The sequence below is a fragment of the Streptomyces sp. NPDC053048 genome, assembly GCF_044547045.1.
In the GTDB taxonomy this organism is placed as follows: Bacteria; Actinomycetota; Actinomycetes; order Streptomycetales; family Streptomycetaceae; genus Streptomyces.
Genome location: NZ_JBITZS010000008.1, coordinates 20,178 through 41,660 on the forward strand (window position 1 = coordinate 20,178; position 21,483 = coordinate 41,660).

Consider the following 21,483-nt stretch of genomic DNA (forward strand, 5'->3'; position numbering starts at 1 on the left):
CGGGGTGGTTGCGCTCAGCGGAGGGGCGGGACATCCCCTGGCGTCCGGCGGTCATGTCGCCTCCTGGCGGTCGGCCGCCATGCCGGCGGCGTCCAGCAGGGCGGTGCCCACGATGAGGTCGGCGCCTCCGAACTCGGGGTCCTCCAGGGGCGTGCCGTCGTCGACGGCGAAGAGGAGCGACTGCTCGCCCTGGCGGTAGGCGGTGCCGACCGAGGGGCTCGCGGCGTGGACGGCCAGCAGGGCGAGGAGGTAGGGCAGTTCGGGGTCGCGGCGGCGGGCCTCGGCCAGGAGTCCGGACAGGCGGCGCGGGGCGTCCGGGGGCAGGGCCAGGAGCTCGAGGGCGCTCGCGAGCTGTTCCTCGCTGAAGCGGCTGTCGTCCGGCGTGGCGATCAGGTCGGGCTCGGGCATCTCCGCGCCCAGGTGCTCCCGCTCGGCGGGCGGGCTCAGCAGCATCTCGACGAGGTCGCCGACGCGCACCGCGGCGGGCGTGCGCAGGCCGGTGCCGCGCGCGAAGAAGGCGTCCGTGACGCGGCCCGCCTCCTCGACGGCCAGCGGCAGCAGGGGCGCCAGCAGCTGCCCGTACAGGTCGAGGCCGGCGTGGGCGGCGGGGGTGGCGAAGGCCTGCCGGTCCTGCTCGGCGCGGAAGAGCGGCCCGGCCTCCAGCAGGCGGGACTGCAGCTGGGTGTGGCGGCGGATGCAGTCCTTGACGATGTCGACGAGCTCGGCGGCGCGCCGCTTGTGCTCGGGGTCCTCCGCCTCGTCGCGAGCCTTGCGGATGTTCGTCAGGATCGCGTTCTCGTGGCGGTAGCGGTCGGCGACGTGCTCGAGCGCCTCGGCGATCATGTCGGGGACGGCGCTGAGCCAGTCCACCGCGCGGACGTTGCGGCGGGTGGCGTCCAGGGTCTTGCGCAGGGTCTCGGCGTACTGGACGGTCCGGTAGCGGGCCTGTTCGGCGGCGAGCTGGGCGTCGGCGAGGCGGCCCCGGCTGATGAGGACCTCCAGCTTCACCTCGGCGGCGATCTGCGCGCTGGTGACGTCCGTGTCGAGGGCGCCGACCAGGACGTTGACGGCCTCGTCGGTCGTCCGCAGGAAGACGGTGCCGCCGGGGCCGGGGACCTCCTCGATGAGCTTGAAGTCGTAGTCGCGCCGCACGTACGCGCCGTCCGCCCCGAAGGTGCCGTAGACGGCGCGGAAGCCGCGGTCGACGCTGCCGACGTTGATCAGGTTCTCCAGGACCCAGCGGGCGACGCGCTCGTGTTCGCCGTGGGGCCGCTCGGGCGCCTGGGCGGCGACGCGCGGCTGGAGCCTGGTGACTATCTGCTCGTGGTCGGCCCCGGTGTCGAAGTCCATGTTGAGCGTGACCAGGTCGATGGCGGCCAGCGCCACCTCCGCCATGGCGTACACGCCGAACTCGCCCGCGAGGTTGGCCTTGCGCGCGTCGAGGTCGTGCAGGGGCGCGGTGCAGGCGAGCGCGCGCAGCCTCCGGGCCAGGCCCTCGTCGGCGGCCGGGCCGGGGGCTGGGCGTGCTGTTACCCCGTTGAGCTGGGGCGGAGCGGCGGCCGGGGCTGGAGAAGTCACGTCGCACAGAGTAGGCGGTCACCCTGACAACGGACGAAACGGCACGGGCTCGCCCCGCCGGGCAGCCGTCCGGCCGCCGCTCGGGCGGTGAACCGACCGCCCCTCGAACGGCCCGCCCTCAGATGGCGAAAACGGACATGATGGCTATATTGCAGCCGAGCAGGACGAAGGCCGTCGGGAGTTGGGCCTTGATGGGCCCGTAGGGGTCCTTGAGCTCCAGCAGGGCGGCGGGGACGAAGTTGTAGTTGGCGGCCATCGGGGTCACGAGGGTGCCGCAGAAGCCGGCGAGCATGCCGACGGCCAGGACGGCGGGCGCGTTGCCGTGGTGCTGCTCGACCAGGACCGGCCAGCCGACGGCGGCGGTCAGGACGGGGAAGGCGGCGAAGGCGTTGCCCATGACGACGGTGAACAGGAACATGCCCACGCAGTAGGCGACCACCCCGAGGAAGGCGGAGCCGTCCGGGAGCACGGTCGTGGTGATCCTGCGGACCTGCTCGCCCACCCCGGCGACGGAGAAGATCGCGCCGAGCGTGGCGAGCAGCTGCGGCAGCAGCATGGCCCACCCCATGGACTCCAGCATCGACCGCCCGGCGTGCAGGGGTGTGGCCACGCGCCGCTCGCGCAGCATCACCATGCCCACGACGAGCGCGACGACGGCCCCGATGCCGAGCCCCAGGACGGTCTCGCTGCCCCTCTGCAGCACCGGCTGACCGCCGAGGTGGATCCGCTTGACGCCGACGGCGCAGACCAGGGCGACGACGGGAATGGTGAGCGCGGGCACGAAGAGCCGGGAGCCGTGCCGCTCCGCGCTCGCCGCCCGCTGCTCGGGGGTGGCCGTGCGGGCTTCGCCGCGGCCGGTGAAGCCGAAGCCCGCGAGGCAGACCATGACGAGGACGGCGGCGCCCAGCGGTTCGGCGGGCGCGGACTTGTCGGCCACCCAGGTGCTGTAGACGAAGCCGAGGCCCAGCAGGCCCCAGAACGCGGCGGTGCCCAGGCGCTTGGGGTTGGTGCGGTCGGTGAGCATCTGGGCGGCCATGACGAGGAAGATGCCGCCGACGAGCCAGAAGAACCACTCCGCCTTGATCACTTGACGGCCTCCGTCCGGCGGGCCGCCGCGAGAGGCTCCATAGCGCGGTCCAGGGTGCGGTCCAGGCGCAGCAGCCGCCAGCCGTGGACGGCGAGCGCGCACAGGGCGGTGGGAATGGCCCACAGCGCCAGGCTCAGCGGTTCCAGCTGGGTGTGGTAGGTCGTGTTGACGAATCCGGTGATCAGCAGGATCGAGCCGACGGCCAGGAAGACGTCCTCGCCGAAGAAGAAGCCCACGTTGTCCGCGCTGGCGGCGAAGGAGCGCACCTTCTCGCGGGCGCGCTCGGAGAGCGGCCCGTGGCGGCGTTCGGCCGCTCCTTCGGCCATCGGCGCGGCCAGCGGCCGCACGGTCTGGGCGTGCCCGAAGACGCCGTTGAGCCCGAGGGCGGCGGTGACCTGGCGCAGCAGCATGTAGAGGGCGAGGAAGCGGCCGGCGGTGAGCCCGGCGAAGCGGGTGATCAGGCGCCGGGCCTGCTCCTGGAGGCCGTAGCGCTCCAGGAGGCCGATGACCGGCAGGGTGATGGCGAAGATGGTCACCGCGCGGCTGGAGGCGAAGCCGGTGCCGAAGGCGGCCAGGACCTCCTGGGGCGAGAGCCCGCCGAGCAGCCCGGTGGCGATGCCCGCCACGCCCACCACCAGCAGGGGATTGCGCCTGGTCGCGAAGCCGGCCACGACCACGAGGACGCCCAGGAGTACGAGCATGCGTCCGCCTTCCGCATTCTCGGACCTCACTCGATCAGGTGAGGCGACTGGCGAGGAGGCTAAGATATTGTTCAACAATCCTCAATAGGCAATGCTGTCACAGGATTTCCCGCCGTCCGCAGGTCACCGCCAGTCCGTCCGCAGGTCACCCGCCAACCCGTCCGCAGGTCACCGCCCACCGGGGCGACCAGGTCACCGCCAGCCAAGGGAGACGCCATGGCCCGATCCACCGCGCAGCGCGTCGCCACGGCGCTGCGCGACCGCATCGAGGGCGGCGGCCTGCCGCCCGGCACCCGGCTGTCGGAGGAGGCCCTGGGCCGGGACCTGGGCGTCTCGCGCAACACGCTGCGCGAGGCCTTCCGGCTGCTCATCCACGAGAGCCTGGTGGTGCACCGGCTCAACCGCGGGGTCTTCGTCCGGGTCCTGGAACCCACCGACGTCACCGACATCTACCGGATGCGGGCCGCCCTGGAGACCGCGGGCGTCCGGGCCGCCGCCGGCGCCGGCGCCGCGCCGCTCGCGGCCGTCCCGGAGGCGGTCGCACGGGCGGAGGCGGCTGCGGCGGACGGGGACTGGCGGGAGGTGGGCTCGGCGGACCTGCGCTTCCACCGGGCGCTGGCCGCCCTGGCCGGCAGCGCGCGCGTGGACGCGGCCATGGACCGGCTGATGGCGGAACTGCGCCTGGCGTTCCACGAGATGCCCTCACCCCGCCGCTTCCACGAACCGTTCGTGGCACGCAACCGCGCACTCGCCGACCTGCTGGCGGCGGGCGAGTACGGGCGCGCCGAGGCGGAGTTGACCACCTATCTGGATGACGCCCTGCGGCTCATCCTCGACGTGATGCGGGAGGCCGGCCGATGACCACGCCCCTGATGGAGCCCGTACTCGATCTCAACGCCGATCTGGGCGAGGGCTTCGGCCGCTGGCGCCTGACCGACGACGACACCCTGCTGTCCGTCGTCACCAGCGCGAACGTCGCCTGCGGCTTCCACGCGGGCGACCCGTCCACCATGCGCTGGGTGTGCGAGCGGGCCGCCGAGCGCGGCGTGCGCATCGGCGCGCAGGTCTCCTACCGGGACCTCGTCGGCTTCGGGCGGCGTGCCATGGACGTGCCGCCGGACGAGCTCGCCGACGAGATCACCTATCAGATCGGCGCGCTGCGCGTCTTCGCCCAGGCCGCCGGCTCGGACGTGTCGTACGTCAAGCCGCACGGCGCGCTCTACAACCGTGTGATGACCGACCCGGAACAGGCCATGGCCGTGGTGTCGGGCGTGCTGCGCGCGGGCGGGCACCTGCCCGTGCTCGGCCTGCACGGCTCGCGGCTGCACGAGGCGGCCGCGCACGCCGGACTGCCCGTGGTGGCCGAGGCGTTCGCGGACCGCGCGTACACGGCCGTCGGCACGCTCGTGCCGCGCCGCCAGCCCGGGGCCCTGGTGCTCGACCCGGACGCCGTCATCGCCCGCTCGGTCCGCATGGCCTGTCTTTCCTCGGTCACCGCGGTGACCGGCGAGGAGATCCCCGTGCGCGCCCGTTCCCTGTGCGTGCACGGCGACACCCCCGGGGCCGCGCTGCTCGCCCGGCGCGTGCGCGAGGGGCTGGAGGCCGCCGGCGTCCACGTGGAGGCGTTCACATGACCGGGCCGGGCGGGCACCCCGGGCACGCTCCCCCGCGGGCGCTGCCCGTCGGACGGCACGCGCTGCTGGTGGAGGTCGCCACCGCCGATGAGGCGCAGGCCCTGCACGCCGAGCTGCTGCGCCGACGGGCCGCCGGCACCCTGCCGTCCGTCCGCGAGATCGTTCCGGCGGCCCGGACCGTCCTGCTCGACGGTCTGGCCGACCCGCGCGCCCTGGCCGCCGAGCTCCCGCACTGGACGGTGCCGCCCGTGGCCGCCACCGACGCGCCCCAGGTCGTGCTGCCCGTGCGCTACGACGGCGCCGACCTCGCGGAGGTGGCGGCGCTGTGGGGAGTGGCCGAGGAGGAGGTCGCGCGCATCCACTCCGGGACCGAATTCCGCGTCGCCTTCTGCGGCTTCGCGCCCGGCTTCGGCTACCTCACCGGCCTGCCCGAGCACCTGCACGTGCCGCGCCGGGCCACGCCGCGCACGTCCGTCCCCGCCGGTGCGGTCGGCCTGGCCGGCCCGTACACCGGCGTCTACCCGCGCTCCTCGCCCGGCGGCTGGCAGCTCATCGGCCGCACGGACGTCGTCCTGTGGGACACCGCGCGCGACCCGGCGGCGCTGCTCTCCCCGGGCACGCGCGTGCGCTTCGAGGTACGCGCGTGAGCGCGCTGACGGTCGTACGGGCCGGGGCGCTGACGACCGTGCAGGACCTGGGCCGGCCCGGCCACGCGCATCTGGGCGTGCCGCGCTCCGGGGCCCTGGACGAACCGGCGCACCGGCTCGCCAACCGGCTGGCCGGCAACCCGGAGGACAGTGCCACCCTGGAGACCACGGTCAACGGCTGCGCCGTGCGCACGGACACCGCCGAGACCGCCGTCGTGACCGGCGCCCCCTGCCCGGTACGGATCGACGGCCGCCCGGCGGCCTGGGGGGCGCCGCTGCGCGTCCCGGCGGGCGCCGTCCTGGAGGCGGGCCCGGCGGCCGCCGGGCTGCGCAGCTATGTGGCGTTCGCGGGCGGCATCGCGGTGCCGCCCGTGCTCGGCAGCCGCTCGCGCGACCTGCTCTCGGGCCTGGGGCCGGAGCCGCTGACCGAGGGCGTGACTCTGCCGCTGGGCGCGCCGTACGGGCCTCCGGGCGCCGCCGACGCCGTGCCGTTCCCGGCGCCGCCCACCGGCGGGCTCGTCCTGCCGGTGGTGCTGGGGCCGCGCGACGACTGGTTCACGCCGGAGGCGCTGCGCGCCCTCGCGGGCGGCGGCTTCGCCGTCTCCCCCGCGAGCAACCGCATCGGCCTGCGCACGGAGGGCCCCGCCCTGACCCGTGCCCGGACGGGTGAACTCCCCAGTGAGGGCATGGCCCTGGGCGCGGTCCAGGTCCCCCCGGACGGCCGTCCGGTCGTCTTCCTGGCCGACCACCCCACGACCGGCGGCTACCCCGTCGTCGGTGTGGTCCCCGAGCCCGCCCTGGCCGCCGCCGCCCAGGCCGTCCCCGGCACGCCGGTGCGCTTCGTCCCCGTACGGGCCTGAGCCGACGGCCGGGCGGGCGCGTCCGCGAGCCGTGCCGTGCGCCCGGTGGGCGTGAACGGCCACGCGCGCGTGCCGGGCGTCGCGGTCGGGCGGGACCTCACGGGCCCCCGCCGGCACGGCCGCGTTCCGCGCGCGGCGCTCACGCCGCGACGCCTCGCGCCACGCGCGCGTGGCGGACCTCGTCGTAGTGGGCCAGCAGTTGGTCGCCGACGGCGGTCCAGGTGCGGGTGAGGACGGCGGCCCGGCCGGCATGGCCGTAGGCGGCACGCGTGCGGCGGGCCGCCTCCAGGGACAGGACGGCGTCGCGCAGGGCCGTCGCGTCGTGCGGGGGCACCAGCAGGCCGGTGCGGGCGTGGTCGATCAGGTCCAGGGGACCGCCGGCGGCGGGGGCGACGACGGGGACTCCGCTGGCCTGGGCCTCCTGGACGGTCTGGCAGAAGGTCTCCTGCGGCCCGGTGTGGACGAAGACGTCCAGCGAGGCGTAGATCCGGGCGAGTTCGTCGCCGGTGCGGGTGCCGAGGAAGCGGGCACCGGGCAGGGCGGCGCGCAGACGGCCCGCGTGCGGGCCGTCGCCGACGACGACGAGGCGGACGCCCGGCAGGGTGGCGACGCCGGCCAGGAGTTCCACCCGCTTCTCGGGCGCCAGGCGCCCCACATAGCCGACGATGAGTTCGCCGCCGGGCGCGAGCGCGCGGCGCAGTTCCAGGTCGCGGCGGTCGGGGTGGAAGCGCTCGGAGTCCACGCCGCGCGGCCACAGCCGCACGCGCGGCACGCCGTGCGCCAGCAGGTCGCGGACGGCCGCGGAGGACGGGGCGAGGGTGCGGTCGGCGGCACGGTGGACGGCGCGGATCCGCGCCCACGCGACGCCCTCGCCCACGCCGAGGTAGGTGCGGGCGTAGCCGCCGAGGTCGGTCTGGTACACGGCGACGGCGGGCACGTCCAGGCGCGCGGCGGCCGTCATCCCGCGGGCCCCGAGCACGAAGGGGCTCGCCAGGTGGACGAGGTGCGGCCGGTGTCCGGTGAGGGCGGCGGCCAGGCGCCGGCCCGGCAGCGCGACGCGGATCTGCCGGTAGCCGGGCAGCGGCACCGACGGTACGCGCACGACCGGGCACGGCCCGGTTTCGCTCCGCCCGCCCTCGCGCCCTCGCTCGCCGGCGGGCGTCACGACGAGTGGTTCGTGGCCGCGCAGCACGAGGTGGCGGGCGGTCTGCCAGGCGCAGTGCGCGACGCCGTTGACGTCGGGCGGAAACGATTCGGTGACGATGACCACGCGCATACGGCTGTTGTCGGCCACCCGCACGCCGCGCGGGCCACGTGGATCTTTCCGCCCGGGGAACGTCCCGTGAGCGTCAGTCCACGCCGCGGATGATGTGGGGCTCGGGATCGTCCTCGTCGGTGGCGCGCCGCTCGGGCCGCGCGCCCGTCGGCCGCCCCGGCGCCGCCTCCGCGGCGTCCCGTACGGCCTGTGCGCGTTCTTCCCGCGTCTCGGGATCGTCCATGATTGGCTCCTCCCCCTCGCAGTACCGTTCCTGCTGTTTCCGCAGGCTTTCACCGCCAACCGGTAAGCCTTCCCAGGAGACCGGCCGGATACGCAGCATCCCCGAATCGGGCGGCACTTCATACCGCCGACAGGGTGAATAGGTGGCCAATCGGGATAAAATGCAACCAGGTCCGCATTGGCACTGAAAGAAGGTGGCTCTCGTGACCGCCCCCACCTCGCCCGGGATCGATCAGCACCCGGACATCCTGGCGCTCCGCGCCCACTCCGAGGAGACGACGACGACCCCCGTCGCCCAGGCCGTCGAGGCACTCGCACTCCTCTGTGGCGTCTACCTGGCCGCCTCACCGTGGATTGTGGGCTTCAATGGCGCAACCACCCTGGCCATCACCAATCTGATCACCGGTGTCGCCTTCGCTTGCCTGGTAGGCGGCTTCGGGCCCGCGTACGAACGTACGCACTCCATGAGCTGGGCCGCGCTGTGCATCGGCGCCTGGGCGATCGTGGCCCCCTGGGTCGTGGCGGGCCCCGCGTTCGGCACCGCCACCACCGTCAGCAACGTCGTGGTCGGCATCGTCTGCTGCCTGGTCGCCCTCACCCTGGCGGCACTGGGCAGCTCCCGCGGCACCCGCGGAATCACCCGCGCCCGGCGGTGACCCACAGCCACCCCGCGCCCGGCCACCGATCCGTGCGCCGCATCGCGCGACGGCCCCGCCGCACACGCGGCGGGGCCGTTTCACGTCCTCGCACCGGCGGGAGCCGGCCGGGCGGCTATTCGCCCGCCGTCGTCCCGGGGTTGCCCGCGGCGGCGGGTAAATCGGAACCGGCGTCCGGGCCGGCATCCCCGGAGACGGACCAGCCCGCCGGGCCGTCCAGGGCCCGGCGCGCCCGTTTGCGCAACTCCGTGTCCATGTCCCGTCGGATACGTCGGATGATCTCATCCATGTCAGGCATGCGGGCGACGGTAGAACCCGCCGGGTGACAATACGGCGCAGGCCAGGGGGTATTCACTCGCGCGGATGAATACTCAGGTGATCTTCTCCCGTCATGGCTTCGCGGGTCGGGAAGTGGCAATGCTCCCCCTCCCCGAACGGCCCACTGACCCCAAGAGGTGCCAGGCATGACGACCGTACGCGCAGCCGCGCGTGAGCTGTTGCGGTCCCGCGGAGCCACCACGGTGTTCGGCAATCCCGGCTCCACCGAACTGCCCTTCCTCCAGGACTTCCCGGCGGACTTCCGCTACGTACTCGGCCTGCAGGAGGCCGTCGTCGTCGGCATGGCCGACGGATACGCCCAGGCCACCGGCACCACGGCGCTGGTCAATCTGCACACCGCGCCCGGCGTGGGCAACGCCATGGGCGCCATCGTCACGGCAGCGGCCAACCACACGCCGATGGTGGTCACGGCGGGCCAGCAGGTGCGGGCCATGATGACCATGGAGGCGCTGCTGACGAACACGGACGCCACCGCGCTGCCCCGCCCTGCCGTGAAGTGGGCGTACGAGCCCCCGCGTGCCCAGGACGTGCCCGCCGCCCTCGCCCGCGCCTTCCACCTCGCCGAGACCGCCCCCCGCGGACCGGTGTTCCTCTCGCTGCCGATGGACGACTGGGGCGTGGAGCTGGACGAGGCGCAGGGGCGTGCCGCGCGCCACGCGGCCGGGCGCCGGGTCCACGACCGGACGGCGGCCGACCGGCCGTGCGTGGAGGCGCTGGCCCGGCGGCTGGAGGCCGCCGTCAATCCGGTTCTGGTGACGGGCGGTTCGGTGGACGCCGAAGGGGCCTGGGAGGCGGCCGTGGCGCTGGCCGAGCGCCGCGGCCTGCCGGTGTGGGCGTCGCCCGTGGAGGGCCGGGTGGGCTTCCCCGAGAACCACCCGCTCTACCAGGGTGTGCTGCCCCCGGCCATCGGTCCGCTGGCGCAGACCCTCGCGGGGCACGACCTGGTGCTGGTGGCCGGGGCGCCGGTGTTCCGCTACTACCCCTATGTGCCGGGCCCGTTGCTGCCCGAGGGCACCGAGCTCGTGCTGCTGACCAGCGATCCCTCGGAGGCCGCGCGCGCACCCGTCGGCGACGCGCTGGTGGCGGGCCTGCGGCCCACCCTGGAGCTGCTGTGCGAGCTGGTGGACAAGCGCGGTGACGCGGAACCGGGCCGGCCGCGCGAGAGCGTGGTGGAGGTGCCGGAGGCCGACGGCGAGCCGATGTCGGCCGCCATCGCGCTGGCCGCCATCGCGAGCGCGGCGCCCGCGGACACGCTGTGGGTCAACGAATCGCCCTCCAACCTCCAGGCGTTCCGCGATCACGTCCGCGTCGACCGGCCGGACTCCTTCCTGATGACCACCGGCGGCGGGCTGGGCTTCGGCCTCGCGGCGGCCGTCGGGGCCCAGCTGGGCCGCCCGGAGCGTCCGGTGGTGGCTCTGGTGGGCGACGGCTCCGCGCAGTACGCCATCACTGCGCTGTGGACGGCGGCGGCCTACCGGGTGCCGGTGACGTTCGTGGTGCCGGCCAACCGCGAGTACGCGATCCTCAAGTGGTTCGGCCGCTTCGAGAACACCCCCGGCGTGCCCGGCCTGGATCTCCCCGGCCTCGACATGTGCTCGCTGGCCAGGGGCTACGGGGTGCCCGCGCACCGTGCCACGGATCCGGCGCACCTCGCCGAGCTGGTCGGCGCCGCCACCACGTGTCCGGACGGGCCCGTGCTGATCGAGGCCCCGGTCACGACGGTCCCCCCGACGCTCTGACCCCTCCCGCTCCCCCACGTCTTCGTCATCTCCCGCCGCCGGGCGCAGGCCGCCCGCGCGCTCGTCCCCCCACGCCCTTTTCCGGGCCCCCACCGCATGGAGCTGCCCATGACCCCTCCCGTCGGCGATCCGCTGCTCGCGGCCCTGAGCGAGGCCCTGCCGCCCGACGCCCTCGGCGCGTCGGACGTCGAACTCGCCCTGCACCGCCATGACGCGGCCCCCTTCAGCGAGGCGGGCAGACCCGCCGTCGTCGTCCGGCCCGAGAGCGTGGAGCAGGTGCGGCACGTGCTGCGCACCGCCCGCGCCCTGGGCGTGCCGGTGGTGCCGCAGGGCGCCCGTACGGGCCTCGCAGGCGCCGCGAACGCCGTGGACGGCTGTGTGGTGCTGTCGATGGGCCGGATGAACCGCATCCTGGAGATCGACGCGGCCAACCGCCTGGTGCGCTGCGAGCCGGGGGTGATCACGGCCGATCTGGCGGCCGCCGTCGCCGGCGAGGGGCTGTGCTATCCGCCCGACCCGGCCTCCTGGGAGAGCTGCACGATCGGCGGGAACATCGCCACCGGCGCGGGCGGCCTGTGCTGTGTGAAGTACGGGGTGACCGCCGACTACGTCCTGGGCCTGACGGTCGTCCTGGCGGACGGCGAGGTGCTGCGGGTCGGGCGGGACACGGCCAAGGGCGTGGCGGGCTACGACCTGACCCGCCTGTTCGTGGGCTCCGAGGGGACGCTGGGCGTCATCGTCGAGGCGACGCTGGCGCTGCGTCCGCCGCGTCCGCCCGCGCTGGCGCTGCTGGCCTCCTTCGCGTCCACGGCGGACGCTGGGGAGGCCGTCGGGGCGATCGTCCGGGGCGGCCATGTGCCGTCCGCGCTGGAGCTGATGGACCGTACGACGACCGAGGCGGTCGCCGCGCTGGGCCATCCCCTGCTGGCCGCTGCCGGCGGCGCCACGCTGATCGCGGCCAGCGACGCGCCCGACGCGGCGGCGCGGGTGCGGGCGATGGCGGAGCTGTGCCGGGAGGCCAAGGCACTGTCGGTCGTCGCCGCCGAGGACGAGGAGGCCACCGCGCGCGTGCTGGACGCGCGCCGGATGGTGATGCCCGCGCTCGCCGCTCGGGCCGAGCGGATGCCGGGCGAGGTGACGGCGTTCGTCGAGGACGTCGCCGTGCCGCGCGACCGGCTGCCCGCGCTCATCGAGCGCATCGAGGAGATCGCCGCCGGGCACGGCCTGTACATCGCCACCGTCGGGCACGCGGGCGACGGCAATCTGCATCCCACGGTCGTCTTCGACCGGTCGGACCCCGACGCCGTGCGGCGGGCGAGGGAGGCGTACGACGCCGTCATGGCCGCCGGGCTGGAGCTGGGCGGCACCATCACCGGCGAGCACGGTGTGGGCACCCTCAAACGCGACTGGCTGACCCGTGAACTGCCCGAGCGCAACCTGCGGTTGCAGCGGGACATCAAGCGGCTGCTGGACCCGGAGGGTCTGCTCAACCCGGGGAAGGTGCTGGCATGAGCCGGACGGACGAGACCTTCGACGCGGCCATGGCGGACACGGTCCCGGACGGCGCCCTGCCCACGGCGGGCCGGGCCGAGAACCTGCGGCTGACCCTCGGCTACTTCCTCCCCAACTACCTCAGGGGCGTCTTCCGCGCCCGCCCCCGGGCCGCCCGCCTGGTGGCCCGGCTGGGCCCCGAGCGGCGCGGCCGGGAGCTGATGCGCGAGCTGCGCCGGCGGCACGGGCGCGGCCCGGTCGTGGTGCGCGGGACCTCCGGGCCCACGCTGCTCGTCCTCGACGCGGAGGACGCCCGGCAGGTGCTGGCCGGGCCGGTCGAGGTGTACGCGGTCGACACCTGGGAGAAGGTGAGCGGCTTCGCCGCCGTGCAGCCGGAGGCGCTGGTCGCCTCGCACGGCCGGCAGCGCACGGCACGGCGGGCGTTCAACGACGCGGTGCTGGACGCCGGGTGCCCCGTGCACCGGCTCGCCGGGCACTTCCTGCGGGTCGTGGGCGAGGAGGCCCGCGCGCTGCTGGGGCCGCGGGCGGAGGCGGGGCTGTCGGCCGAGGAGGTGCGCGAGCGGATCGAGCGGGTGGGGCGGCGCTGCTTCCTGGGCGAGGCCGCCGCCGAGGACACCGAGTTCTCCCGGCTGCTGGGTGAACTGCTGGCGGAGGCCAACTGGATGGGCGCGCGCCGCTGGCGCACGGCCCGCACCCGCCGGATCCGGCGGAAGATGATGCAGCGCCAGGCCCGCTACCTGTGCGACGCCGACCCGCGCAGCCTGACGGGACTGTTCCGCACGGCGCCCCGGGGACCGGAGACCGCCCCCGAGGGGCAGGTGGCGCACTGGTTCATGGCCCTGGGGGTGGTGCACGCCGCCGTGGTGCAGACGCTGGCGCTGCTCGCCACGCACCCGGTGCACTACCGGCGGGCCCTGGAGGAGGTGGCGGCGGCGGACCGGGCGCACGGCGCGCACACGGCCCCGGGGTTCGAGGCCATGCCCTACCTGCACGCGTGCGTGCAGGACGCGGTGCGGCTGTGGCCGCCGGTGGCGAGCCTGATGCGGCGGACCACGGCCGAGACCCGCTGGCGGGCGGCGGTGGCGCCGGGCGGGATGAACGTCCTGGTGCCTGCCGGCTTCCATGCCCGGGACGAGGAGCGCATCGACTACGCGCACCGCTTCGCGCCCGAGAAGTGGCTGGACGGCACGGCCGGGCGGGACTGGGCCGTCAGCCCGTTCAGTCGGGGCGAGGCGCGGTGCAGCGGCATGGAGCTGGGGCTGCAGCTGGCGACCGGCTTCGTCGCCGAGTTCCTGCGCGGCGGGGAGCTTGCGGTGGCCGGCGTGCGGCTGAGCCCGGTCCGTCCACTGCCGCTCGCCTTCGACGCCGCGCGGCTGCGGATCGGCTACCGCGCCTACCGGACGCCGGGGGCGTCATGACGGCCGGCAGCGGCACCCGGGCCGCCGGGCCGGACGTGGCCGGCCTCGCGGCGGTGGCCCGCGCCCTGGGCCGGGCGGCGGGCGACATCCGGGCGGCGGGCCGCGCGCTGACGGCCGTGGTCACCGACCCGGCGCTGGTGCTCTCGCTGCTGCGCTCGCCGCGCACCGGCCTGCGGGCGGTCCGGGCCCTGGCCGGCGCGCTGACGGCCTCCGCCGGGCTGGGCTTCGCGCCGGACGGCGGGCGGGTGGGGCGGGCGGCCTGGCTGGGCGGGGTGCTCACCGGCCGCGAGAGCCTGGCCGTCGCCGTGGCGGTGACCTCGCTGGAGCTGCGCATCCGGCTGTGCTCGGTGCGGCATCCGGAGTTCTCCGGGGACGGCCCGGTGCGGCGGCTGCTGGAGGCCATCGCGGCGGACCGGCAGGCGCGCGCGCTGCGGGTGCTGCGGCACAACGTGCGCGAGCAGGGCGCCGAGCGGGCACTGGCCCAGCTGGCGCCTTCGCTGACCGAGGTGATGGCGTGGAACGCGCTGGTGGACGAGAACCCGTTCAACGACGCGGCGGCCTGGCACATCGTCACCGGTACCCGGGCCGACGGCGATCCGCTGCTGGGCACCTCCATCGGCGCCTGGGCCCGCTGGGACCGCGGCTGCGGGCGGGCCGAGCTGCTGCCGCCGGAGCCGGGTCTGCTGGCCCGGCTGGACACCGGCGGAAGCATCAGCGGCCATCTGCGCAACGTGGCGGTCCTGGGCACCGACGGGCGGATGCTGATCCACCGGGTGAAGGGCCCGGACGGCGTGCGGCGGCATCTGGTGCTGCTGCCCGGCATGGCCTTCGGCCGCCCCCGCAACCCCACCCCGCAGGACCTGGTGGGCGCGGTCACGGCGGTGGGCCGCAACGACTCGTCGTACACCCGGGCCGTGCGCAAGGCGCTGGCCCGCGTCGTGCCCGTCGGCACCCAGGTCGCGCTCCTCGGGCACAGTCTGGGCGGCATCACGGCCCTGAACCTGACCGAGATCCCGGACGTCAACGCGCGGTGGCGGCTGACGCACGCCGTCGCCGTCGGCTCCCCGATCGACTTCAAGCGCCCCCGCGACCCGGAGACCAGGGTCGTCAGCCTCGTCAACGAGCACGACGTGGTGCCCAATCTGGAGGGCCGCAGCCCGGTCTCGGTCTTCCCGGTGCCCGAGGACTGGCTGGAGATCACCTGGGTGGACCGCGCGCACGACTTCCCGCAGTGCCACAACGCGGGGGCGTACGCGCAGAGCCTCGACGACGTGGTCCCCGAGGCGCGCGACCGGGTGGACGCCCTGCTCGAGCCGTACCGGGGCCGGGTGGAGGAGACCTTCGTCCTCCGGCTCCACGACCGCTGACCCGCCCGTCCCCTACCCCGTTGGAGAGCGACAGATGACCTCGGCACCGCGGCCCCGCCGCGAGTGGCACTCCCTGCCCTTCCCCCTGGCGCTGCTGGAGATCAAACGCCAGCGGGACCTGCTGCGCGCGCACAACCTGCACGACACCCACGGCGCGGGCGGCGAGCGCCCGCGCGTCCCCAGCAGAGAACTGCTGCCGCACCGCAGCTACGACGGCTCCGGCTACGACCCCGGCGACATGGACATGGGCCGGGCCGGCACCCGCTTCGACCGCAACTGTCCCCTGCCGCAGACCTTTCCCGAGCCGGAGGAACGGGGCCTGTTCGCGCCCAGCCCGCGCGAGGTCAGCCGGCACCTGCTGGCCCGCTCGCGCGGCTTCCGCCCGGCGCCCACCCTCAACCTGCTGGCCGCGGCCTGGATCCAGTTCCAGAACCACGGCTGGTTCAGCCACGGCGACAACCCGGCACGGGAGCCGCTGGACGTCCCGCTGGCCGCGGACGACACCTGGGCGCGGTGCCCCATGCTCGTCCGCCGCAGCCGCCCCGACCCCGTCGCCCACACCGCCCCCGGCGGGCCGCCGACGTACGAGAACACCGTCAGCCACTGGTGGGACGGCTCGCAGGTGTACGGGTCGGACGAGGAGCGGTGCCGGTCGCTGCGCACCGGCGAGGGCGGCCGGCTCATCGTCGTCGACGGCAGGCTGCCGGACGAGGCGCGCCCGGGGCTGTCCGGCATCGACGCCACGGGCTTCAACGACAACTACTGGGTCGGGCTGTCGCTGCTGCACACGCTCTTCGCCAAGGAGCACAACGCGATCTGCGCCCGGATCGCCGCCGCCCACCCCACTTGGGACGACGAACGCCTCTTCCAGGTGGCCCGGCTGGTCAACGCCGCCGTCATGGCCAAGATCCATACGGTCGAGTGGACGCCCGCGGCCATCGACCGGCCGGTGACCCGCGCGGCCATGCACATCAACTGGTACGGGGTGCTTCCCGCGCGGCTGCGGCGCCGGGTGCGGCGCTTCGGCGGGGGCGAGGCGCTGTTCGGCATCCTCGGCTCCCCCACCGCCCACCACACGGCGCCCTACTCGATGACGGAGGAGTTCGTCACCTCCTACCGGCTGCATCCGCTGATCCGGGACGAGTACGAGATCCGCTCGCACCGCACCGGCGCGCTGATCGAGGTGACCGGCTTCGAACCGCTGCAGGCACTGGCCACCCGCAAGGCGGTGGACCGCTGGGGCTTCTCCGACCTGCTGTACTCCTTCGGCACCATGAACCCCGGCGCCATCACCTTGCACAACCACCCCGACTGCCTGCGCGATCTGGTGCGGGTCTCCGGGGAGCACGTGGACCTCGGGACGGTGGACGTCCTGCGCGACCGCGAACGCGGCGTCCCCCGCTACACCGCCTTCCGCGCGGCCCTGCACCGGCCGCCGGTGCGCGACTTCGAGGAACTCACCGGCGGGAACGCCCGACTGGCCGCCGAGCTGCGCGAGGTCTACGACGGCCGCCTGGACCGCGTCGACACCATGGTCGGCATGTACGCCGAGCCCCGGCCGCGCGGCTTCGCGTTCAGCGACACGGCCTTCCGGGTGTTCGTCCTGATGGCGTCCCGGCGGCTGAAGAGCGACCGTTTCTTCACGACCGACTACCGGCCGGAGATCTACACCCCGGAGGGCCTGGAGTGGATCGACCGCACGAGCATGCGCGACGTCCTGCTGCGTCATCACCCGGAGCTGGCCCCGGCCCTGGAGGGCGTGCGCAACGCCTTCGCGCCCTGGGCGAGGACCCGGTGACGGCCCCGGGCGGGGGCGACGGCGTGCCCTGGTCGCGGTCGGTGCGGGCGCAGGCCGACAACCTGCGCGAGCAGGCCGGGCGGCTGCGTGCCGGCGCGGACGCCGTGACGCTCCTCGGCGCCGAGGGCACGGCGCTGCGGCAGCGGATCCTCACCCACGCCGACCGGGCCGAGACCGCCGCCCGGTCGCTGGAGCGCGCGGCCGAAGCGCTCCTGGGCCACGAGGCGGTGCTCGCCGCCCTGGCCGGCCGGCGCCACTACGGGGACGCCGACCGGACGGGGTAGGCCGCAAGGCTCCGGCCACGCGCGCGTGCGAGCGGCGGGCCGGACGGACCCCGGGCCGGGAGTGTGCCCGTACCCCCGGCCCGGGGCGCGCCACCGGGCGCGTCAGCGGGCCACGAGCCGACCTCCGGCCGGCTCCCCGGCCCGTTCGCCCGCCCTCGCGTACCAGCGGTCGCCGCGCTGCTCCGCCAGGCCGTGCCCGGCGAGGCCGGTGACATGTTTGACGATCGTGCGCGCCTGGTATCCCACCGCAGCACACAGCTCGTCCACGGACGCCCCGCCCTGGCCGCGGGCACGCAGCCCGTCCCACGTGCGGGCCTCATGGCGGCCGAGCGCGGGAACCGGCCCCGGTTCGGGCCGCTCCTGCCGGGGCTCCCGCTTCGGTTCCGGCCGTGCCGCCGGCGGCCGGGACGAGCCCACCGGGCGTGGGGTGCGGTTGACCCTGCGGTGTCGGCGGCCCTTCTGGCGCTTGCTCATGGCTGAACCACTGCTCCGTCCTGCGTCGTCGATCCTGCGGTGTCGGTGCCACAACCCGCTGCGGCACCGGCCGGTTACGACAATTCCACTAAGTGTGCGCGACATCACGGAACGTGACACACGCTTGTTCATACGAGCCGCCTATTGCGCCGTACATGTGAGGCCGTCGACAGGGCGTCGTCCTGCGCCCGGGGCGCAGCCCGGCTGCGCGCCGGAGGTGGGCGTCGCACGATGAAGGCATGCTGCTCGCCGAGGTCGCGCGCGTGTCCGGGGAGGTCGCGGCGACGAGCGCCCGCTCGCGGAAGACCGAGCTGCTGGCCGGCCTCTTCCGGGACGCCGAGCCCGACGACGCCCCGATCGTCATCCCCTACCTCGCCGGGCGCCTGCCGCAGCGCAGGATCGGCGTCGGCTGGAGCACCCTGCGCGACGCCCCCGCCCCGGCCGCCCGGCCCTCCCTGACCGTCCAGGAGGTGGACCGGGCGCTCACGGAGATCGCGACGGTGAGCGGCAAGGGCGCGCAGGGGGAACGCAGGCGTCTCGTCGGCGCGCTGCTGGCCGCCGCCACCGCCGAGGAGCAGCACTTCCTCCTCCGCCTGATCGGCGGCGAGCTGCGCCAGGGCGCCCTGGACGCCCTCGCGGTGGAGGGCCTGGCGGCCGCGGCCGGGGCGGCGCCGGAGGAGGTGCGGCGGGCGGTGATGCTCGGCGGCTCGCTGGGGACGGTGGCGCGTGCGCTGCTGGCCGGGGGCCCTGCGGCGCTGGCGGAGTTCCGGCTGCGGGTGGGCCGGCCGGTGCTGCCGATGCTGGCGCAGAGCGCCAAGGACGTCGACGAGGCGCTGGACCGGCTGGGGCCGTGCGCGGTGGAGGAGAAGCTGGACGGGATCCGGGTGCAGGTGCACCGGGACGGCGAGGACGTGCGCGTCTACACCAGGACGCTGGACGAGATCACCGGGCGGCTGCCGGAACTGGCCACGGCGGCCCTCGCGTTGCCGGTGGACTCGGCGGTGCTGGACGGCGAGGTGATCGCCCTGGACGCGGCGGGCCGGCCGCACGCGTTCCAGGACATCGCGGGGCGGGTGGGCTCGCGGGCGGACGTCGCGGGGGCCGGTGCAACCCTCCCGCTGTCGCCGGTGTTCTTTGATGTGCTGGCGGTGAACGGACGGGAGCTGCTGGCGATGCCGACGGCCGAGCGGCACGCGGTGCTGGCCCGCGTGGTGCCCGAGCCGATGCGGGTGCGGCGGCTGGTGGTGGCGGATCCGGCGGCGGAGGCGGCAAGGGTTGTGGCGCGGGAGTTCTCGGAGGAGGTGTTGCGGCGTGGGCACGAGGGGGTGATGGTCAAGGCGCTGGACGCGGGCTACAGCGCGGGCAGGCGGGGCGCCGCGTGGCTGAAGGTGAAGCCGGTGCACACCCTGGATCTGGTGGTGCTGGCAGCCGAGTGGGGGCACGGCAGGCGTCAGGGGAAGCTGTCGAACCTGCATCTGGGGGCGCGCCGGCCGGACGGCTCGTTCGCGATGCTGGGCAAGACCTTCAAGGGGCTGACGGACGCGGTGCTGGCCTGGCAGACGGAGCGGCTGCTGGGGCTGGCGGTCGGTGACGACGGCCATGTGGTGAGGGTGCGGCCGGAGCTGGTGGTGGAGATTGCCTTCGACGGCCTGCAGCGTTCCTCCCGGTACCCGGCGGGGGTGACCCTGCGCTTCGCCCGTGTGGTGCGGTACCGGGAGGACAAGTCGGCGGCCGAGGCCGACACGGTGGAGACCGTGCTGGCCGTCGGTGCCGCGGCCGGGGGGCCGGCTAGCGGTTGATGTCGGCCGGGCGGTTGATGTCGGCGGGGCAGAGGCGGCGCGCGTCCTTCTCGCCCTTGAGCCTGGCGTCGACGCAGCCGCCGGGCAGGCCCTCGTGGGCGGTGGTGCCGAAGTTGGCGGTGACGGTGAGGGTGCCGTTGCCGAAGACCGTGCGCTGGACGGTCCGGTCGGCGGTCAGGGTGCGGAAGCCGGTCATGGGTTCGGTGCCGGCGGCCTTGTGGAGGGGGGCGAAGTATTTCTGGAGGGCGGCGAGTTCGCGGCCGTTCCTGGTGAGGGAGTCGCCGTCGAGGGTGTAGTTGAGGGGGGTGTTGTAGAGCATGGCGAGCAGGGCACGGTCGGTCTTCTGCCGCGGCAGCTTGTCGTAGGGGAGCTCCCAGCGCTCGGTGTTGACGAGGGAGTCGTGCAGGGCGGTCTCGAAGAGGGGGACGCGGTAGGCGGGGTCGTACATCGCCTTGGCAACGTCGGCGGGCAGTTCGGCGGGCTTGAAGAAGAAGGCGGGCGCCTTGGCGGGGGCGTAGCCGCCCCACTTCTCCTTGTCCTTCTCGGCCGCCCACAGGCCGTTGGTCACGGGGGTGCCCGAGCCGTGGTCGAAGGCGAGGACCTGGTTGGACCAGGCCCCGGCGGACTCCGAGCCGAGGACGAGGCGGTTGTCGTCGGTAAGGCGCTTCATGCGGGCGAGGCGGTTGGCGCGGTCGCGGGCCTTGGTCATGGGGTGGGCGGAGCTGTGGTCGCGGAAGAGCTCGCCGGCCGCGTCGACGTCGAGGAAGTAGCTGTCGGCGCCGTTGGCGGTCATCGTGCGGGTGCGGTCGGCGAGGTAGTGGCGGCCGGGCTCGGCCTTCTCGAACGCCTCGGTGCTCAGGTAGCAGCCGCGGTCGTGGAAGCCGGGCTCGGGCGTGCCGTCGGCGCGCTGCACGCAGAAGTCGGGGTAGACCTTGTCGGGCCAGGTGGAGAGGGGGGAGTCGGAGGACTTGGGGTCCTGGCCGTTGGCGAAGGAGTCGTAGGGGCCCACGAGGTAGCCGGACTTCTTGGCCTCGGCGACGGCCGCCGCCGTCATGGGTTCCTGGTCGGTGCCGTCACCGAGCCACATGCGGTCCACGCCCAGGGCGCGCAGCTTGCGGATGCCCTCGGCCGTGCGTGCCTCGCCCCAGACGTAGGCGTGGAAGGCGCCGAGCAGCTTCTCCGTGGCGGGGAGGGCCTGGATCTTGCGCTTGAGGCTGCCGAGCTGTCCGTGTTCGGTCAGCCAGGCGCGGTAGTCGGCGGCGGGGGCGACCGGGGAGCCGTCGGTGAGGGAGAGGGCGACGGTGTACTCGGTGGTGTCCTCACCGCGGGAGAAGGTGTGCGCGGCGGTGGCGCGCAGCTTCCCCTGCGTCGAGGCGACGTCGAGGGTGGTGCCGATGTCGGTGGGGACGAGGTAGCTGACGCCCCGGTGGCCCAGGGTATAGCCCCACAGCGGCAGGGACAGGCCCGAGTCCACGGCGATCCGCTCGCCCGCGAGCCCCTTTCCGGGGGTGTTCCAGAAGGGGTCGGCGACCGGCACGGACAGTCCCTCGCCGCGCGGGATCTGCAGGGCCGAGGCAGCGGGGTCGGCTCCGGTGACGGGCCATCGGAGGGTGTGGTCGGCGGTGCCGGTGGAACGTATGGACACCAGCAGCCGGCCCTTGTCGGCGCGGGCGGTGACGGTCAGCGCGGTGTCCCGGTAGCTCCAGCGGGCGCCGTCCGCGGTGGTGGTGACGGGGCCGGGGGCACCGGGCGCGGTGGCGGCGGGCGCGGAGAGCTCGACGGTGGAGCCGTCGGCCGTACGGGCCGTCACGCGCAGGGTGGCGGTGTCGATGGTGGCGGTACCGCCCCTGACGGCGATGTCGACGGACTTGCCGTGCACGCGGGCGACGGCCGGCTGCGATGCCGGAGCGGCGTCGGCGGCCGGCGTGAGCGTGGCGGCGGTCAGCGTCGCGGCGAGGACGACGGCCGCGGCACGGGCGGTGCGGGCAGTGCGAGGTGAGCTCGTTGTGTGCATGAGGAGTTGATAGCGAGCAGTCCTAAGAAGTTTATGAGAGAGGGCGGTTGACCATTGAGCGAGGATCGAAATCATTCA

The 21,483-nt window shown here is 74.8% G+C and carries 20 protein-coding genes; 12 read left to right on the forward strand and 8 right to left on the reverse strand.

Annotation, left to right across the window (positions count from 1 at the left end; genetic code table 11):
- Positions 1 to 51: 51 nt before the first annotated feature.
- From ACIG36_RS21680 to ACIG36_RS21690, 3 genes are all read right to left on the reverse strand, one after another.
- Positions 52 to 1,578: a hypothetical protein gene (locus ACIG36_RS21680; RefSeq protein WP_399930167.1), complete on the reverse strand. Its 1,527-nt coding sequence runs from the start codon at positions 1,576 to 1,578 to the stop codon at positions 52 to 54.
- A 118-nt stretch (positions 1,579 to 1,696) separates the two neighbouring features.
- Positions 1,697 to 2,665 carry a DUF979 domain-containing protein gene (locus ACIG36_RS21685; RefSeq protein WP_399930169.1) on the reverse strand — a complete coding sequence of 323 codons (969 nt, stop codon included), beginning with the start codon at positions 2,663 to 2,665 and terminating at the stop codon, positions 1,697 to 1,699.
- The gene (locus ACIG36_RS21690) at positions 2,662 to 3,366 is read right to left on the reverse strand and encodes a DUF969 domain-containing protein (protein WP_399930171.1); all 705 of its coding nucleotides are present in this window, start codon (positions 3,364 to 3,366) and stop codon (positions 2,662 to 2,664) included. The genes ACIG36_RS21685 and ACIG36_RS21690 overlap by 4 nt, the downstream gene beginning before the upstream one ends.
- Before the next feature lie 216 nt (positions 3,367 to 3,582).
- Here ACIG36_RS21690 and ACIG36_RS21695 point away from each other — a divergent pair, with 216 nt between their 5' ends.
- Genes ACIG36_RS21695 through ACIG36_RS21710 form a run of 4 tightly spaced genes read left to right on the forward strand, consistent with a single transcriptional unit; the run spans position 3,583 to position 6,507 of the window.
- Complete coding sequence (locus ACIG36_RS21695; RefSeq protein ID WP_399930173.1) at positions 3,583 to 4,227, forward strand: GntR family transcriptional regulator; 645 nt, start codon at positions 3,583 to 3,585, stop codon at positions 4,225 to 4,227.
- Positions 4,224 to 5,000 (forward strand): LamB/YcsF family protein, encoded by a 777-nt coding sequence (locus ACIG36_RS21700; protein ID WP_399930176.1) that lies wholly within the window; start codon positions 4,224 to 4,226, stop codon positions 4,998 to 5,000. Before ACIG36_RS21695 ends, ACIG36_RS21700 begins: the two co-directional genes overlap by 4 nt.
- Positions 4,997 to 5,647 (forward strand): 5-oxoprolinase subunit PxpB, encoded by a 651-nt coding sequence (gene pxpB / locus ACIG36_RS21705; RefSeq protein WP_399930179.1) that lies wholly within the window; start codon positions 4,997 to 4,999, stop codon positions 5,645 to 5,647. Before ACIG36_RS21700 ends, pxpB begins: the two co-directional genes overlap by 4 nt.
- Complete coding sequence (locus ACIG36_RS21710; RefSeq protein ID WP_399930182.1) at positions 5,644 to 6,507, forward strand: biotin-dependent carboxyltransferase family protein; 864 nt, start codon at positions 5,644 to 5,646, stop codon at positions 6,505 to 6,507. Before pxpB ends, ACIG36_RS21710 begins: the two co-directional genes overlap by 4 nt.
- A gap of 139 nt (positions 6,508 to 6,646) precedes the next feature.
- Here the strand turns inward: ACIG36_RS21710 and ACIG36_RS21715 are convergent, their stop codons facing one another.
- Together ACIG36_RS21715 and ACIG36_RS21720 are read right to left on the reverse strand one after the other, a co-directional pair.
- Positions 6,647 to 7,783: a glycosyltransferase family 4 protein gene (locus ACIG36_RS21715; RefSeq protein ID WP_399931186.1), complete on the reverse strand. Its 1,137-nt coding sequence runs from the start codon at positions 7,781 to 7,783 to the stop codon at positions 6,647 to 6,649.
- 73 nt (positions 7,784 to 7,856) lie between these two features.
- Positions 7,857 to 8,006 carry a hypothetical protein gene (locus ACIG36_RS21720; RefSeq protein WP_399930184.1) on the reverse strand — a complete coding sequence of 50 codons (150 nt, stop codon included), beginning with the start codon at positions 8,004 to 8,006 and terminating at the stop codon, positions 7,857 to 7,859.
- A gap of 202 nt (positions 8,007 to 8,208) precedes the next feature.
- Between ACIG36_RS21720 and ACIG36_RS21725 the strand changes: the two genes are divergently transcribed.
- Positions 8,209 to 8,661 (forward strand): SPW repeat protein, encoded by a 453-nt coding sequence (locus ACIG36_RS21725; protein WP_399930187.1) that lies wholly within the window; start codon positions 8,209 to 8,211, stop codon positions 8,659 to 8,661.
- Between the two features lie 115 nt (positions 8,662 to 8,776).
- Here the strand turns inward: ACIG36_RS21725 and ACIG36_RS21730 are convergent, their stop codons facing one another.
- Positions 8,777 to 8,959 carry a hypothetical protein gene (locus ACIG36_RS21730; protein ID WP_399930189.1) on the reverse strand — a complete coding sequence of 61 codons (183 nt, stop codon included), beginning with the start codon at positions 8,957 to 8,959 and terminating at the stop codon, positions 8,777 to 8,779.
- Between the two features lie 166 nt (positions 8,960 to 9,125).
- Here ACIG36_RS21730 and mdlC point away from each other — a divergent pair, with 166 nt between their 5' ends.
- The 6 genes from mdlC (at position 9,126) to ACIG36_RS21760 (ending at position 17,118) form a co-directional block, all read left to right on the forward strand.
- Positions 9,126 to 10,739, forward strand: coding sequence for a benzoylformate decarboxylase (gene mdlC / locus ACIG36_RS21735; RefSeq protein ID WP_399930191.1), 1,614 nt, complete (start codon positions 9,126 to 9,128; stop codon positions 10,737 to 10,739).
- A 108-nt stretch (positions 10,740 to 10,847) separates the two neighbouring features.
- Positions 10,848 to 12,251 carry an FAD-binding oxidoreductase gene (locus ACIG36_RS21740; RefSeq protein ID WP_399930194.1) on the forward strand — a complete coding sequence of 468 codons (1,404 nt, stop codon included), beginning with the start codon at positions 10,848 to 10,850 and terminating at the stop codon, positions 12,249 to 12,251.
- Positions 12,248 to 13,669, forward strand: coding sequence for a cytochrome P450 (locus ACIG36_RS21745; RefSeq protein WP_399930197.1), 1,422 nt, complete (start codon positions 12,248 to 12,250; stop codon positions 13,667 to 13,669). Before ACIG36_RS21740 ends, ACIG36_RS21745 begins: the two co-directional genes overlap by 4 nt.
- Entirely contained in the window at positions 13,666 to 15,036 is a 1,371-nt protein-coding gene (locus ACIG36_RS21750; RefSeq protein ID WP_399930200.1) for an alpha/beta fold hydrolase, read from the forward strand. The genes ACIG36_RS21745 and ACIG36_RS21750 overlap by 4 nt, the downstream gene beginning before the upstream one ends.
- A 34-nt stretch (positions 15,037 to 15,070) precedes the next feature.
- Positions 15,071 to 16,834, forward strand: coding sequence for a peroxidase family protein (locus ACIG36_RS21755; RefSeq protein WP_399930203.1), 1,764 nt, complete (start codon positions 15,071 to 15,073; stop codon positions 16,832 to 16,834).
- Entirely contained in the window at positions 16,831 to 17,118 is a 288-nt protein-coding gene (locus ACIG36_RS21760; protein ID WP_399930206.1) for a hypothetical protein, read from the forward strand. Before ACIG36_RS21755 ends, ACIG36_RS21760 begins: the two co-directional genes overlap by 4 nt.
- Positions 17,119 to 17,220: 102 nt before the next feature.
- Here ACIG36_RS21760 and ACIG36_RS21765 read toward each other — a convergent pair whose 3' ends face one another.
- A complete protein-coding gene (locus ACIG36_RS21765) occupies positions 17,221 to 17,592 on the reverse strand; it encodes a hypothetical protein (RefSeq protein WP_399930209.1) in 372 nt (123 codons plus the stop codon).
- Positions 17,593 to 17,831: 239 nt separating this feature from the next.
- Here ACIG36_RS21765 and ACIG36_RS21770 point away from each other — a divergent pair, with 239 nt between their 5' ends.
- Complete coding sequence (locus ACIG36_RS21770; protein ID WP_399930212.1) at positions 17,832 to 19,391, forward strand: ATP-dependent DNA ligase; 1,560 nt, start codon at positions 17,832 to 17,834, stop codon at positions 19,389 to 19,391.
- Here ACIG36_RS21770 and ACIG36_RS21775 read toward each other — a convergent pair.
- On the reverse strand, positions 19,381 to 21,405 hold the full coding sequence (locus tag ACIG36_RS21775; protein ID WP_399930214.1) for a glycoside hydrolase: 2,025 nt from the start codon (positions 21,403 to 21,405) through the stop codon (positions 19,381 to 19,383). The genes ACIG36_RS21770 and ACIG36_RS21775 overlap by 11 nt on opposite strands.
- Positions 21,406 to 21,483: the final 78 nt, after the last annotated feature.

Excerpts from the sequence above, each read along its gene's own strand:
- ACIG36_RS21775 (WP_399930214.1), bottom strand. The coding sequence starts at position 21,405 with ATGCACACAACGAGCTCACCTCGCACTGCCCGCACCGCCCGTGCCGCG.
- mdlC (WP_399930191.1), top strand. The coding sequence starts at position 9,126 with ATGACGACCGTACGCGCAGCCGCGCGTGAGCTGTTGCGGTCCCGCGGA.
- ACIG36_RS21700 (WP_399930176.1), top strand. The coding sequence starts at position 4,224 with ATGACCACGCCCCTGATGGAGCCCGTACTCGATCTCAACGCCGATCTG.
- ACIG36_RS21695 (WP_399930173.1), top strand. The coding sequence starts at position 3,583 with ATGGCCCGATCCACCGCGCAGCGCGTCGCCACGGCGCTGCGCGACCGC.
- ACIG36_RS21720 (WP_399930184.1), bottom strand. The coding sequence starts at position 8,006 with ATGGACGATCCCGAGACGCGGGAAGAACGCGCACAGGCCGTACGGGAC.
- ACIG36_RS21740 (WP_399930194.1), top strand. The coding sequence starts at position 10,848 with ATGACCCCTCCCGTCGGCGATCCGCTGCTCGCGGCCCTGAGCGAGGCC.
- ACIG36_RS21750 (WP_399930200.1), top strand. The coding sequence starts at position 13,666 with ATGACGGCCGGCAGCGGCACCCGGGCCGCCGGGCCGGACGTGGCCGGC.
- pxpB (WP_399930179.1), top strand. The coding sequence starts at position 4,997 with ATGACCGGGCCGGGCGGGCACCCCGGGCACGCTCCCCCGCGGGCGCTG.
- ACIG36_RS21730 (WP_399930189.1), bottom strand. The coding sequence starts at position 8,959 with ATGCCTGACATGGATGAGATCATCCGACGTATCCGACGGGACATGGAC.
- ACIG36_RS21715 (WP_399931186.1), bottom strand. The coding sequence starts at position 7,783 with ATGCGCGTGGTCATCGTCACCGAATCGTTTCCGCCCGACGTCAACGGC.
- ACIG36_RS21765 (WP_399930209.1), bottom strand. The coding sequence starts at position 17,592 with ATGAGCAAGCGCCAGAAGGGCCGCCGACACCGCAGGGTCAACCGCACC.
- ACIG36_RS21745 (WP_399930197.1), top strand. The coding sequence starts at position 12,248 with ATGAGCCGGACGGACGAGACCTTCGACGCGGCCATGGCGGACACGGTC.
- ACIG36_RS21755 (WP_399930203.1), top strand. The coding sequence starts at position 15,071 with ATGACCTCGGCACCGCGGCCCCGCCGCGAGTGGCACTCCCTGCCCTTC.
- ACIG36_RS21690 (WP_399930171.1), bottom strand. The coding sequence starts at position 3,366 with ATGCTCGTACTCCTGGGCGTCCTCGTGGTCGTGGCCGGCTTCGCGACC.
- ACIG36_RS21770 (WP_399930212.1), top strand. The coding sequence starts at position 17,832 with ATGCTGCTCGCCGAGGTCGCGCGCGTGTCCGGGGAGGTCGCGGCGACG.